The following is a 14775-nucleotide window of genomic DNA, read 5'->3' as shown; positions in this document are numbered from 1 at the left end:
GTCAAATTCGTGACTTTATCTACAACTATACCCAAAAAAGATGGCTTTGAACAAAACGATAAAGAAGTTACTTTCATAATGAGCTAGTAACTCTGAAAGTAAGACATAGGGAATAAACTCCATTCACAGGGAAAGATACTTTTCTTCTACTACGAAACATTATAAAATAGGTTAGCGTTGACGAAAAGAATTATAAATTGCACAGTTATGGTAATGTGAATAGGAGAATACTTATTATGAAACTAATGATCGTGGTGGTGGTTACCATGTTGATTAGCTGTGTAGAGACTGTATCCTATGCTGCACGTCTTTCTGGTGCACGTACAGGGAAAATAGGGGCGTCTACTTCGCTTTTCAACATTTTGGTGTTATTCGCCCGGTTTGCTGTTATGAGTCAGTCCATTCTGTTGGCCTCTATGCTAGAGGCTGTTACTCGCTTCAAGGATAAGATTCCGTTCATGAACTATCAGGAATTGATCAATGAGTTGTTAATAAATTTTCGAATTGTTTTGCTTGGAATGAGTATGGGTATCGTGCTAGGTATGTTCTTATTGCCTACGGTTGCACGTGTACTAGCCATTGGTACACGTAAATTAGATAAGCATGGCAGTGTTCCTAAAATCTTTCTTAGCGAAGGTTTTCTGCGTCTGTTTTGGAAAATGCCCTCCCAATTTTGGATTCCATCGTTTCGGAATAATTGGCAAGTCATAAAAGAAACCCGCATAGGTGTAAATTTCTTTTGGATGAATGCCATCATCTTTTCGTTTTACTCCATTGCTATTTTATCCTCGTTGTATGCAGGGGTGCTCGTGCCTGACCATCGTACCGTAGCAAACCAAATGGCGACGGTCATTAATGGAGTGGGAACGATTCTACTGGTTATTTTTGTTGACCCGATTTGTTCAAAGCTACTCGATGATGTAGTAAGTGATGCCCGACCGTATAAGGATTTAAAAGTTACCGTATTTCACCTCGGCGCCGGACGGTTATTGGGTACAGTAATTGCTCAGCTTTTACTATTTCCATTCGCCTACTTGATATCACTAATTGCTCCACATATTTAGGGGAACAGGAGAGAGATTATGACGCTTTGTTTATAAAATGTTTTTTTATTTGCTTGTCTTTTTGGAATATGTAAATGGTCGCATTCAGCGCAATTCCTTTTGAAATGGAGGAATGCGCCTTTTTTGTAGACCGACCTACCATTTTTATTACAGTAATTGCCGACTGAAAGCCCACGGTTTTAATCGTGGGATGAAAGACGGCTTTGCCAGAACATCCCTTCATGGGATGGGCGGGGCAAACACCTAGCACATGTGCGTGTACTTTTCTTTTCGTTTAATTGTTGTAGTTGTACAATTAAACTGATACAATTGTTTTATGGGACAAGAATATAGACGTACAGCTACAACAGTATCTCTCATTAACTATCATTTTGTTTTCTGCCCTCGTTATCGAAGAAAAGTGTTAGTAAACCAAGTGGAAATTCGATTCAAGGAGCTATTGGCTGAAATATGCCATCAGAATAGCTGGCTTATTGTGGAAATGGAGATTATGCCCGATCATGTCCATCTGTTCCTGAACTGTCTTCCCACCGATTCTCCATCAGACGTAATGGCAAAAGTGAAGGGAGTGACCTCTCGAATAGTAAGGCAGGAGTTTAAGCATCTTGCTCATTTGCCTAGTCTGTGGACACGTTCTTTTTTCGTTAGTACAGCAGGAAACGTATCAAGCGAAACAGTAAAGCGTTATGTTGAAGAACAAAAGAAAAGGGGGTGAACACATGCAAGCTTTAACCGTTAAGATACGCATATTTCCTGATCAACCAGCCATTCTACGTCAATTAGGAAATGAGTACATTCGGGTAGTCAATCAGCTAACCAAACGGGCTGAACAACGAGGGGCATTTCCGAAAATGACTACAAAAGATGTAGAAACAATTCTTCCGTCTGCCGTTTGTAATCAAGCGATTCGTGATGCCAAAAGTGTTTTCAGTAAAATCAAGAAACTTGGTGTTCGTCCAATTCTTAAAAAATCTGTATATTTCGTTAACAATCAAAACTACACGGTATCCGAAAATACAGTTGCTTTCCCTATCGTTGTAGATAAAAAGACGAAGAAAACAGCGTTTCGTGCTACAGCGACTAGCAGAGATATGGAACTGTTAAGAAAAGCCAAACTTGGATTGATGCGTATCGTCGAAAAGTCAGGGAAATGGTACGCTCAAATTTCGGTAGAAGTACCTACAAGCGTAACAAACAAAGAAAACATCATGGGTATTGATCTTGGTTTGAAAGTTCCTGCTGTTTCTGTCACTTCTACAGGTAAAACCCGATTCTTTGGAAACGGCAGACAAAACAAGTACATACGAAGAAAGCACCAACAACGTAGACGTACATTAGGTAAACTCAAAAAACTGTCTGCCATTCGTAAGCTCGGTAATAAAGAGCAACGTTGGATGAAAGATCAAAACCATAAGATTAGTCGGCAAATTGTCGATACAGCCATTCAGGAAGGTGTGTCAATAATCAAGCTTGAACGACTAGAGAATATTCGCAAGACGGCAAGAACAAGCCGCAAAAACGCAAAGAATCTGCATAGTTGGACTTTTTATCAGCTTCAACAATTCATCTCCTACAAAGCAAACCTTGTCGGCATAAAGGTTGTGGAGGTAAATCCTTCCTACACTTCTCAATCTTGTCCTGCCTGTGCGGAGAAGAACAAAGTGAAAGATAGAAGGTACGAATGTTCATGCGGATTCAACGCTCATCGTGATCGGGTTGGAGCGATCAATATCATGAATCAACCTGTGGCAGATGGTAACAGTCTGTCAGCCTAAGATGCTATATGCACTGTCTTAGGACGGGCTGATGAGACAGCCCTGAACTTGGGGGAACTACGGTTAGCAGAAATGCACGACCGACTACCACCTAAGAATCCCAATGATACCGAAGGTGTCAGCTCCGGCTTTAGCCGTGGGAGTCTCAAATGGGGATATACCTGGACATATTAATGTTTTGTAGCGGCATATAAAAAAGGCAGTAAACCGTAATTTTTAAGCAATAAACCAATTGTTGCCTATGTTAGGTAGTGTAAGACAGATGATAAGATTAAATTAATCTGATCCTGTTTGGATGGTGTATCCGGCATGAAACGGTTTACCGCTTCTTTTTTTTGTCCAAAATGGGGAGAGGAGGGAATCATATGGACCTGTTGAGAAGAGAACCAGCGGAAATTTGGCGCTTACTTATTCCGCGCAAACAATGGTTATTTGATCAAGATACCGATCCCAGTGAATTTATTTTTGGCTATCGGGATAAAGTATATGTCGTAAACGAGGATGGTTCTGTGATTTCGCTACCTAAACCCTTGAATTTAGAGCGAATGAGTGTGATTCAATTACTTGATTTAATGGTGATGGGAACGGGTACATTTGATTATGACGATCATGGCATATTTGATGTTGGTGGCATTTTAAAGGATATGGGCTATATGGCACCTATTGGAATGGAGAAACATAATTATCGTGTAGAAATTGTTAATACTCTTGATCCAGACACTATGAATAGCTACTATGTCCTAAAAGGGGTAAGCTTTACATTTGCTTTGTATCATGCTATTTTGCGATGTCATGAGTTAAATGTGAAAAGCGACGGATTGTTTGAACATGAAGTCAAAGAAATTATAAAGATGGAACATAGAAAACATAGACCTAAACGCTATTTACATTAAGAATTCAGCTTTTAAACATTTTGATAGTGAAATGTTTCATAAAAACATGTATGATAATTGTACTACATAGCTACAAAGTTGGAGGAGGGTTACCTATGTCTACAATCGAACGTCAAGGTGTTGTTACTTTTAAAGATCAATCGGTTACGCTACTAGGTCCAGAAGTTAAAGTGGGAGATACAGCTCCTGAGTTTACCGTACTTGCAAACAATCTAAGCCCAGTAAAGCTGGCAGATTCCAAAGGCACGATTCGTCTTATTTCTGTAGTACCTTCTTTAGATACAGGTGTTTGTGATCAACAAACACGTCGTTTTAACGAAGAGGCAGCTAAGCTAGACAATGTAACGATTCTAACCGTTTCTGTAGATTTGCCATTTGCGCAAGCACGTTGGTGTGGAGCCGCTGGCATTGATAAGGTTCAAACCGTATCTGATCACCGTGATCTTTCTTTTGGTTTGGCTTATGGCGTAGTTATCAAAGAACTTCGTCTATTGTCCCGCGCGATATTCGTAGTAGATTCTAACGACAAAGTTGTTTACGTAGAATATCTGCCGGCTGTAGGCCAGCATCCAAACTACGAAGCAGCGATTGAAGCAGTAAAAGCAGCGAAATAAGGAAAGAACGTTCCCTATTTCTTTTTTCATAAAGTAAGTAAAGAAGCCGTCTCATTGGAGAGGGCTTTTTCACGTTAGAAAAAGTTACATATTATGAAAACCTTTTTCGCATCGAGGAAGAAATAGACTACTTGGTTTTTTTTGTAGGATTATGATAACAATTGGCAAAATTGTTGACTTTTATAGATAGGCTACCCCATAATATGGATAAAATTATTTTTAAAAAATTTAAATTTATCACACAATTTATTTTACTACTCGCGCAAAGCAGGTGACGTATGGAGAAAAAGCAGACAGAACCATTGCTGGAGATCTCTAACTTAGAAGCTGGCTTCCGTATTAACAAACAATTTTACAATGCGGTTGACGGTGTATCCTTTTCGGTTGAGACTGGCAAAGTGATTTGTATCGTTGGAGAATCAGGTTGCGGAAAAAGCGTCATGTCTTTATCTATCATGGGATTGTTACCTAAAGAAACAGGAAAAGTGGCGAACGGGAGCATTTTTTTCCAAAATAAAAATGTAGTGGGACTGACAGCAGATGAATTGAATAAAATACGCGGTAAAGAGATAGGAATGATCTTTCAGGAACCAATGACAGCACTTAATCCCGTGTTTACTATTGGATTCCAGCTAGAAGAGGTTTTGTTTAATCATCTGAAAATTTCGAAAAATGAAGCGAGAAGTCGGTCCATCGAATTGCTTTCACATGTTGGCATCCCACGCCCGGAAAAACTGGTAGACCAATATCCTCATCAACTTTCCGGAGGGATGAGGCAGCGTGTTATGATCGCCATGGCCATTGCTTGTCAACCCAAGCTATTGATTGCCGATGAACCTACTACTGCTTTGGATGTAACGATTCAAGCACAGATTCTAGAGCTTTTACGCGACATCCAATCCAAGAGTGGGATGTCCGTCATGCTGATCACACATGATTTAGGAGTAGTAGCTGAAATGGCAGATGAAGTAATGGTGATGTATGCAGGCAAAATTGTTGAGCAAGGCAATGTGGAACAAATTTTTTATGAGCCAAAGCATCCCTACCTGCAGCTGTTGTTAGAATCGATTCCGAAATTGGATGAAGATAAAGAGCGACTGTATTCCATTAAGGGGATTGTGCCATCTTTGGTCAACATGCCAAGGGTTGGATGCAGATTTGCTTCCCGCTGTCCGAAGGTTATGCCAGAGTGCACCGCGGTCTCGCCAGAGCTAGGCGATATTGGTGATTCACATAAAGTGCGTTGCCTACTCTATCCCCAAAGCAAACCTAACGAAATCGCGGAGGCGTCGCTATGAACCAAACCACTGCTCATACAAAAACGAAGACCTTGTTGGAGGTCAAGAACCTCAAAAAATATTATCCCATCACAGGCGGTTTATTTAGGCGGCAAATCGGTGAAGTGAAGGCAGTTGACGATATTTCATTTGTGCTAAGAGATGGAGAAACGTTAGGACTAGTAGGGGAATCAGGCTGTGGAAAATCGACAGCGGGACGAACCATTTTACGCTTAACTGATCCGACAGCCGGTAGTATTCACTTTGAAGGAAAAGATATTACTAGTATTAATGGAACTCAGCTACGGGATACGCGCCAAAATATGCAAATGGTTTTCCAAGATCCGTATGCTTCGTTAAATCCCAAAATGATGGTAGGCCACTTGGTAGCTGAACCAATCCGTAATTATACCAATCGAGTGGAAAAAGATGTAAAAGCTGAGGTTATGGAACTTCTTACACGAGTTGGATTACCAGAAGAGGCTTATTTTAAATATCCTCATGAGTTCTCTGGTGGTCAACGTCAACGGATTGGAATTGCCAGAGCTCTCGCGCTAAAACCTAAATTAATTTTGGCAGACGAGCCCGTCTCTGCTCTAGATGTATCGGTTCAATCCCAAGTATTGAATCTATTGCAGGATTTGCAAGAAGAGTTTAAATTATCCTATCTGTTTATTGCTCATAACTTAAGTGTTGTTAAACATATCAGCGATCGTATAGGGGTCATGTATCTCGGGCGATTGGTTGAAGTAACCGATAAGCACAGCTTGTATAAAGAGCCATTGCATCCGTACACGCAAGCGTTGCTATCTACAATTCCTGTGCCCGATCCGCGGGCTAGATTTAACCGAGAGCGAATCATTTTGCAAGGAGATGTACCTTCACCTGAAAAGCCACCTGCTGGTTGTGCCTTCCATCTTCGCTGTCCCTATGTGAAGCAGGAGTGTAAAGAGATAAAACCGCTCTTGAAGGAGGTGAGTGTAGGACATCAGGTTGCTTGCCATTTATATTAGTCATTCTCATTTCAATAAGATCATAGTAAGGGGGATTATTACATGAAAAAGAAAAATACGGTTGTTTTATCAGCTTTCTTAGCATTATCGATGGGTGTAGTAGGGTGTTCTAAACCAGCGGATACACCACAAACCAAACAAAATGAGTCAACACCTTCAGCGACTACCACTGAGCAGCAACCTAAAGATGGCGGAAAGGTTACCTATGCCTATGAAAGTCCGTTTCAAGGCTTATTGGAACGTGGCTTTTATGAGGGTGATGACGATGATCGTATCCTGCGCTTTATGATGGATCCATTGTTAGATACAGGAGACGATTTGAAAGCCTATCCTAAAATCGCTGAATGGAAGGAAAGTCCTGACCATTTAACCTACACGTTTACCTTTAAAAAGGGTGTTAAATGGCACAACGGTGATGAGCTAACAGTAGAGGACTGGTTATATGCCTTTGAAGTGATTGGACATAAAGATTATAAAGGATCGCGTTATTCCAATGTAAATATGATTGTAGGAATGGATGAATATAATAAAGGGACTGCAAAAACCATTTCTGGTGTAAAAATTATTGATCCCTATAATATTGAAGTCAAAATTAAAAAACCTATGGTTAATTTCTTAGATAACATTTGGTCAAATCCAATGCCGAAAAAATATTATGCCGGCATTTCTGTAAAAGACCTACCAAATTCACCGAAAGTTCGTCAGCAACCGATCGGTCTTGGACCATTTAAAGTGAAAAAAATTCAACCAGGTGAGTTTGTTGAATTAGAGCGCTTTGACGATTACTGGCAAGGCAAACCACACTTGGATGGTGTTGTATATAAAGTCATTGATGGCAAGTTATCAAATAGCTTATTGAAAAAAGGCGAAGTTGACATTATGGCAATTCCGCGTTCTCAAGCTAAAGAGGTAGCAAAAAATGATAATTTGGTGTTGAAAGAAGAAGATGAGTTAGCTTATAGCTATATTGGATTTAAGTTGGGTCATTGGGATGAAAATAAAAAGATAAATGTCATGGATAAACCGAAGTTTGCAGATAAGCGGTTACGTCAAGCGATGGCCTATGCGTTGGATCGCAAAGCGTTGGCTGATGCATTTGAAAATGGTAAAGCTGAACCACTTAACACACCAATGCCACCAGTGAGCTGGGCAAAGGTTCCGGCTGATCAAATTAATGCGTACGAATATAATCCTGAGAAAGCAAAGCAATTGCTGGATGAGGCTGGATATAAAGATGTTACTGGGGATGGGCTACGTGAAGATCCTCAAGGTAAGAAATTCACAATTAACTATGATGCAATGACACGTGATGAGACTGCGGAGCCACGCGCACAAGCTGTAATGCAATTCTGGAAAGATGTAGGCTTGGATGCAAAGTTAAATGGTGGAGCGTTGAAAGAATTTAACTTGTTCTACAGAACAGTAGAAAAAGATGAGCCTAGCGTTGAGGTGTTTGCTGGTGCGTGGTCCTTGGCAAGTGATCCTGATCCAACAGGATTATGGAAAGTAGATGATCTCTGGAATTATCCTCGTTGGGTGAATGCGGAATCTGACAAATTGATCGAAGAGGGTATTAGTGAAAAGGCTTTTGATGAAAATTATCGCAAAGAGGTTTACTACAAGTGGCAAAAACTTGTGAATGAAGAAGTACCGATGATTATCATGCATGCTCGTAAGGATATTACTGCTATCAACAAACGTCTACAAGGCGTACACACCAACTCCTTTACCAATCAGGTAGATACACATAAATGGTGGGTTACTAACTAATACAGCTTTAGAACAAGGGGAGTGTACGAATGGTTGCGTTTGCGCTGCGGAGATTTTTTTCCATGATTCCGATTTTGATCCTGATCTCCATTGCGGTGTTCACCCTGGCAAAATTAATGCCAGGGGACGCCCTTTCGGGGAAGATTGACCCTAATAATGCTAATCCTGAATATATAGCAAAAATGCGGGAATCGCTCGGATTTAACGATCCGATTCCTGTACAATATGGTCGTTGGGTTAGTGGTTTTCTGCAGGGGGATTTAGGTGACTCGTTCAATCATAAAATGCCGGTTACTCAGCTAATTGGCGAACGTTTACCTAATACGGTATTGCTGATGATTATGTCGTTGTTTTTTACTTATCTAGGCGCTTTGGTGATGGGCATGATTGCTGCTCGGCGTCCTTTCACATGGACAGATAATATCATTGTGGCACTCAACTATATTGGATATGCCATTCCATCGTTCTTTGCTGCTATTGTATGTATTTATGTATTTGCGATTCTGTTGGGATGGGTCCCTGCCAGCGGTTCTATCGGTGTGGATGTAGATCAGGGAACCTTATCTTACTATTTGAGCAAATTAGGACATACGATCTTACCAGCTGCTGTGCTTGGTCTATTTAATACAGCTGCCTATACACAGTTTTTACGCAATGACATTATTGAAGGTAGCGGTAAGGATTATGTGCGTACAGCTATGGCAAAAGGTACAGGCGAATCAGCTATTTATAACAAGCATATTTTGCGCAACTCTCTTATCCCGATGGTAACATTTCTAGGACTTGATATTGGTAACCTACTCGGGGGAGCGGTAATAGTCGAAACCATTTTTACCTATCCTGGATTGGGACAACTCTTTATTAACTCCGTCAGCAACCGAGATTATTCTGTCGTTATGTCGATCACCATGCTATTAACCTTTATGGCGTTATTAGGTAATCTAATCGCGGATTGGTTGTACAGTGTCGTTGATCCTCGGATACGATTGAAATAGGGAGGAAAGAGTTATGGAACCCGTAACAATAACCAACAGTCCAGAAGCTTCTGTACATCAGATGAAGCGTAGAGGAACTTCTCCTTGGGCTATCGGAATGCGCAAGTTTACAAATAATAAGCTAGCCATCTCTAGTATGATTTTTTTAGTATTGATTTTTCTGATCTGCTTTTTAGCCGATTTTTTAACCCATTATGATCCGATTAAGATTGATATCCGTAATTTGAACCAAGCACCTAGTTCTGAGCATTGGTTAGGTACAGATAAAGGTGGGCGAGACGTTTATACACGCCTTTTGTTTGGTGGACAAATATCACTCACAATCGGTCTCTCCATTACCCTGTTCGTCGTAGTCTTCGGTACCCTGATAGGGGCTGTGGCTGGTTATTTTGGCGGATTGGTGGATAGTTTACTTATGCGTTTTACGGATTTTATTATTACATTCCCGTTTCTCATTTTTGTTATCGTACTGAACTCAGTCTTTACGGCTTCGGGTGTGTTGACACTTATTACAGTGGTCAGTGTACTGAGCTGGGGGTCGACAGCTAGGATGGTACGCGGAAAGATTTTAGCAGAAAAAGAGAATGAGTATGTGCATAGTGCTGTTTCGATTGGATGTAAACCAGCTCAAGTTATTATCAAGCATATTTTACCCAATGTTATCTCTACCATCATTGTACAAGGGGTTTATTTGCTGGCTTCCATGATTGTAGTAGAGACAGGGCTTAGCTTTTTAGGATTTGGCGTTCCTTCTAATGTACCTTCGTGGGGGAATATCATGTCAGATGCGGTTTCTCCAGAAGTAATTGAGCAACAATGGTGGATTTGGTTACCGGCAGGTGCTTGCATTACGATGACCATTCTAGCGATTAACTTTGTAGGTGAAGGTTTAAAAGACGCTTTTAATCCAAAATCACTTCGCTAGCATTTACACAAATATAGTAGACGAAAGCCCTTCTTGCGCTGTTTCTCTTTTAGAGGACCAGAGTGAGAAGGGCTTTTGTGCTATACTAACGGTAATCATTTCTCAGAGCGAGGATATAAATATGAAAGAGTTGTTATTACGTTTTCATGCAAGTGAGAAACAAGCAGGTCGAAGTTTACGAGAGGTTCTGCAAAAAGATTACGAGATATCCCGTAAATTATTGATTCGAGCTAAATTCAGTGGGGAAATACAGATAAATGGAGAGCTTGCTTTCGTAACAAGAATTGTAGAAGCAGGAGATATTATTACCATCTGGATGGATGAGGAAGAGTCTGAAACCCTTCAGCCCGAGCCAATGGACTTACAGATTCGGTATGAAGACGAGGATGTTTTGGTGTTGGCTAAGCCTCCTGGAATAGTAGTTCATCCAACCGGTATGCACGTATCGGGAACCTTGGCAAATGGTGTTGTACATTACTGGCAGCAAAAAGGAGAACGTCGTAAATTTCGTCCTGTGAGCAGATTGGATAAGGATACGACTGGGTTAATTATTATTGCTAAAAATCAGTGGGCACATGACCGATTCTCACGCATGCAAAAAGATCGGAGCTTGAAGCGACGCTACCAAGCTATTGTTCATGGATGTGTAACCCCGCAACATGGTGTAGTTGACGCACCTATTGGTCGTAGGGAGGGTTCCATTGTAGAACGTGAAGTTCGCCCGGATGGACAGCAGGCGGTGACACACTATCAAGTTTTGCACAGCACTGATAACATGAGTCATATCCAGCTACAATTAGAAACAGGACGAACTCATCAGATACGTGTTCACATGAGCTATCTAGGCTATCCGTTGCTTGGGGATGATCTATATGGAGGAAGACGTGAGTTCATTTCAAGACAGGCGTTACATGCCTTTGAACTCAGATTCAATCATCCACGAACAGGTGAGGAAATATGTTTGACGGAACCATTACCAGGAGATATGCAGAAAATCATAGAATGTTCAGAATAGTTCTGGTCAAAGTGGAGCGTTTGATTTATTATGAAAGAAGGAGGGGGAAGGGATCATGGAGAATGCGCCCCTGCCTCGTTATACCGATGATGCTTATATCTTAGCCACTGGATTTGCTCAATTACCTAAGGGAACACCTTTAACAGATACTCAAAAGATGTTTGCCTGTTCGCTAGTGATTGATAGTCGAACCGACCAAGTGGTTGATGCATCATTTACTTTTTTAATGGGATTAAATGAAGAATTTATTCGTGGCTTAGTAATTGGATTGTGCTTGCCATCAGAATGGGATAAGTTGCAAGCCAACATCCGCAAACGTGCCTTGGTACCAACACAGGGGACCGTATTACAAGCGCTCCGCTCCGCACTGGATCGGTATTTGGAAGGAAAGCAGTAATTGTCACAGATGTCATGATTATGTAAAAAGATAGCAGAGTGACACTGGGTGTTTATGGGGAATAAATCCTAAGAAGATTTTTTCTCAATAAGTAGACATGAACCAGTTGCTCATACTGTCATGCAAACGTTGACTCGAAAGGAGTATTCCTTTTGCGTTTCTTGTGTGGCTTTATGTGCAACTGGTTTTTTTCGTTCATGCATGATTTAGGAGGGACGTCATGAAATTAGTTAGTTATCAACGAAAAGAAAAGCTTACACCAACAAGAAATCAAGCAGAATGGCGGGCAGGTTTGTATGTAGGGGAGGGAGTCATTGATGTAGCTAATGCAATGAAAGGAGCTCCATCAGCCATGCAGGGCTTGTTAGACGAATGGAATAGATGGTACCCACGTTTACTTGAGGAACAACAGCAAATAGAGGGCTGTGATTTAATTTCTTTGGAAGAGGTACAGCTAGGTGCTCCTATCCCACGTCCCCCTAGTTTTCGGGATTTTTATGCCTTTGAGCAGCATGTGAAGACGTGCCGGGAGCGTCGTAATTTAGAGATGGTGCCTGAATGGTATCAGATTCCCGTCTTTTATTTTTCTAATCCAGCTGTGTTTGTTGGGACGGAAGCTGGTATCACTAGTCCCAAGCATACGAAATCACTTGATTATGAATTAGAGATTGCTTGTGTCATCAGTAAAGAAGGAATAGATATACCAATAGAAAAGGCGGATGAGTATATCGCGGGATTTATGATTCTAAATGATTGGAGTGCGCGCGATATTCAACGTGAAGAAGTGAAGATAGGGCTTGGTCCTGCTAAGGCCAAAGATTTTGCAACTTCTTCAGGTCCGTGGCTAGTCACTGTTGATGAGTTGCAAGGTCGTCTTATCCCATCATTAAAAGGAAATCGTTATGATTTACAAATGACGGCGCGAATAAATGGGGAGCAGTATTCACGGGGGAACTTTATTGATATCTACTATACGTTCGCACAAATGATTGCTCGTGCTTCCGAAGATTGTTATTTGTATCCCGGGGATGTAATTGGTTCGGGTACGGTAGGTAGTGGGTGCTTGTTAGAAATAGGTGGTGGTGAGCTACGTGACTGGCTACAACCAGGAGATGTAGTTGAATTGGAAATTGATCATTTAGGAACATTGCGAAATACCATTAAGGAAAAATAAGGGGAGGAATATTTTATGCCATTTTACGCAAAGATGGGCGAAGTGCCACACAAACGTCATACCACATTTTTCAAGCCAAATGGTGAGTTGTACCGTGAGCAGTTAATGGGAACAAAGGGTTTCTCTGGGATTCAGTCCATCTTGTATCATCACAATCCTCCTACACAAGTGACGGAAGTAAAGAAATTTGCTACAATTAATATGGAATATGTGGAGCGAGAGGAGTTACGTCATCAGCATTTTTTAAGCTTTGATACGCCAAAGGGGGGAGACCCTATCCTTGGTCGTCGCTATTTGCTGGGAAATGATGACGTGGTCATGGCTGTCTGTTCACCAACTGAAAGAATGGATTATTATTATCGTAATTCGGAAGGTGACGAAGTAGTATTCGTTCATCAGGGCGAGGGAGAACTCCAAACCATTTTTGGTACAATTACGTATCGACCTGGAGATTATTTGGTCATTCCTATTGGTACGACCTATCGGATTGAACCATCAACGGAAGAGACTCGTTTCCTTATTATTGAATCTCAAAATGAAATTGTTCCACCAAAGCGTTATCGAAATGAACATGGTCAATTGTTGGAACATTCTCCATTTTGTGAGCGGGATATGCGTTTGCCAGAACGATTGGAAACACATGTGGAAGAAGGAAACTTTGAAGTTCGAGTAAAACAAAAACAAACATTATTTAGTTATACGTTTGACTTTCATCCTTTTGATGTTGTTGGATGGGATGGTTATTTGTTCCCATATGCGCTGAGCATTCATGATTTTGAACCAATAACCGGTCGTGTGCATCAGCCGCCTCCAGTTCATCAAACGTTTGCTGGTCAGAATTTTGTGATTTGTTCATTCGTTCCTCGTTTATATGATTATCATCCGCAGGCTATTCCAGCACCGTATTACCACAGCAATGTAGAGAGTGATGAAGTGCTGTATTATGTAGATGGTAACTTTATGAGTCGTAAAGGTGTGGTAGAAGGCTCCATAACCCTACATCCAATGGGTATTCCGCATGGGCCGCATCCAGGGAAGATTGAAGCAAGTATTGGTAAAAAAGAGACGAAAGAGTTGGCGGTCATGCTAGATACGTTCCGTCCGTTAAAAGCAACAAAACAGGCTCTTGCTGTAGAGGATACAGCTTATATGTATAGCTGGTTACCTGTAAAAGAATAGGTAAAAGGAGGCATGGCGTGTGGAGTTACGAATAAGCGATTTAGAGAGACAAGAAAAATATAAATTACTAATAGGTGGCATTATTCCGCGTCCCATTGCCTGGGTTACATCGCACAATCAGTCAGGATTGGTAAATGCAGCCCCGTTTAGCTATTTTAACGTTGCTTGCATTGACCCGATGATGATTTCCATTTCTGTTTCGCGTAAACCGGGACAGGTAATGAAGGATACAGCTCGAAATATCTCTGAAATAGGAGAGTTTGTCATTAACATGGTAGATGTGCATAATGTTGCGTTTGTAAATGAAACTTCGGCTGACTTTCCAGCTGATCAAAGTGAAGTAGAGGCGCTAAAACTTGATGTGCTCCCTTCCAAAGCGGTAAAGGTACCGAGATTGGCATTATCTCGAATCCATTTTGAGTGCGAGCTACATCAGATCGTTACCTTAGGTGAGCCAGCCGCTTCTGATTTAATCATTGGAGAGGTTGTTCATGTGCATATTGATGATGACATCTACTTTAGTGGTAAAATAGATGCTGAAAAATTTGCTCCAGTTAGCCGCTTAGCTGGACATACGTATGCCACGTTAGGCGATATGTTCGACCATCCACGACCTGTGCATGATCCAGAGAAATAGTCAAAAGAAAAAAGGCATCCTCACATTGAACTGCACCCTGTCAAGTA

At 41.1% G+C, this 14775-nt stretch carries 16 protein-coding genes; 15 read left to right on the top strand and 1 reads right to left on the bottom strand.

What is annotated here, in order from left to right; translation table 11 throughout:
- Positions 1–236: 236 nt before the first annotated feature.
- Complete coding sequence (locus tag EEL30_26920) at positions 237–1064, top strand: DUF2837 family protein (protein QDX95584.1); 828 nt, start codon at positions 237–239, stop codon at positions 1062–1064.
- Between the two features lie 16 nt (positions 1065–1080).
- Here EEL30_26920 and EEL30_26915 read toward each other — a convergent pair whose 3' ends face one another.
- Entirely contained in the window at positions 1081–1287 is a 207-nt protein-coding gene (locus EEL30_26915; GenBank protein QDX95583.1) for a hypothetical protein, read from the bottom strand.
- A 93-nt stretch (positions 1288–1380) separates the two neighbouring features.
- Between EEL30_26915 and tnpA the strand changes: the two genes are divergently transcribed.
- The 14 genes from tnpA (at position 1381) to EEL30_26845 (ending at position 14728) form a co-directional block, all read left to right on the top strand.
- Entirely contained in the window at positions 1381–1779 is a 399-nt protein-coding gene (tnpA, locus tag EEL30_26910; GenBank protein ID QDX95582.1) for an IS200/IS605 family transposase, read from the top strand.
- A 4-nt stretch (positions 1780–1783) separates the two neighbouring features.
- Positions 1784–2839: a transposase gene (locus EEL30_26905; protein QDX95581.1), complete on the top strand. Its 1056-nt coding sequence runs from the start codon at positions 1784–1786 to the stop codon at positions 2837–2839.
- Positions 2840–3204: 365 nt separating this feature from the next.
- Positions 3205–3732 (top strand): hypothetical protein, encoded by a 528-nt coding sequence (locus EEL30_26900; protein ID QDX95580.1) that lies wholly within the window; start codon positions 3205–3207, stop codon positions 3730–3732.
- A 95-nt stretch (positions 3733–3827) separates the two neighbouring features.
- Positions 3828–4346, top strand: coding sequence for a thiol peroxidase (locus tag EEL30_26895; GenBank protein ID QDX95579.1), 519 nt, complete (start codon positions 3828–3830; stop codon positions 4344–4346).
- Positions 4347–4624: 278 nt separating this feature from the next.
- On the top strand, positions 4625–5644 hold the full coding sequence (locus EEL30_26890; protein QDX95578.1) for an ABC transporter ATP-binding protein: 1020 nt from the start codon (positions 4625–4627) through the stop codon (positions 5642–5644).
- Complete coding sequence (locus EEL30_26885) at positions 5641–6636, top strand: dipeptide ABC transporter ATP-binding protein (protein ID QDX95577.1); 996 nt, start codon at positions 5641–5643, stop codon at positions 6634–6636. Before EEL30_26890 ends, EEL30_26885 begins: the two co-directional genes overlap by 4 nt.
- A 42-nt stretch (positions 6637–6678) precedes the next feature.
- The gene (locus tag EEL30_26880; protein ID QDX95576.1) at positions 6679–8406 is read left to right on the top strand and encodes an oligopeptide ABC transporter substrate-binding protein; all 1728 of its coding nucleotides are present in this window, start codon (positions 6679–6681) and stop codon (positions 8404–8406) included.
- Between the two features lie 29 nt (positions 8407–8435).
- Positions 8436–9401 (top strand): ABC transporter permease, encoded by a 966-nt coding sequence (locus EEL30_26875; protein QDX95575.1) that lies wholly within the window; start codon positions 8436–8438, stop codon positions 9399–9401.
- A 13-nt stretch (positions 9402–9414) separates the two neighbouring features.
- On the top strand, positions 9415–10326 hold the full coding sequence (locus EEL30_26870; GenBank protein ID QDX95574.1) for an ABC transporter permease: 912 nt from the start codon (positions 9415–9417) through the stop codon (positions 10324–10326).
- Positions 10327–10447: 121 nt separating this feature from the next.
- Positions 10448–11341, top strand: a complete 894-nt coding sequence (locus EEL30_26865; protein ID QDX95573.1) for an RluA family pseudouridine synthase — start codon at positions 10448–10450, stop codon at positions 11339–11341.
- Between the two features lie 55 nt (positions 11342–11396).
- Positions 11397–11738 carry a DUF3870 domain-containing protein gene (locus tag EEL30_26860; protein QDX95572.1) on the top strand — a complete coding sequence of 114 codons (342 nt, stop codon included), beginning with the start codon at positions 11397–11399 and terminating at the stop codon, positions 11736–11738.
- Between the two features lie 220 nt (positions 11739–11958).
- The gene (locus EEL30_26855; protein QDX95571.1) at positions 11959–12912 is read left to right on the top strand and encodes a fumarylacetoacetate hydrolase family protein; all 954 of its coding nucleotides are present in this window, start codon (positions 11959–11961) and stop codon (positions 12910–12912) included.
- A gap of 15 nt (positions 12913–12927) precedes the next feature.
- Complete coding sequence (locus EEL30_26850; protein ID QDX95570.1) at positions 12928–14091, top strand: homogentisate 1,2-dioxygenase; 1164 nt, start codon at positions 12928–12930, stop codon at positions 14089–14091.
- Between the two features lie 19 nt (positions 14092–14110).
- Positions 14111–14728: a flavin reductase family protein gene (locus EEL30_26845; GenBank protein QDX95569.1), complete on the top strand. Its 618-nt coding sequence runs from the start codon at positions 14111–14113 to the stop codon at positions 14726–14728.
- Positions 14729–14775 lie beyond the last annotated feature (47 nt).

It is taken from the genome of Brevibacillus laterosporus (assembly GCA_007833815.1).
In the GTDB taxonomy this organism is placed as follows: Bacteria; Bacillota; Bacilli; order Brevibacillales; family Brevibacillaceae; genus Brevibacillus_B; species Brevibacillus_B laterosporus_D.
This window is presented reverse-complemented; position numbering and strand designations above follow the sequence as displayed.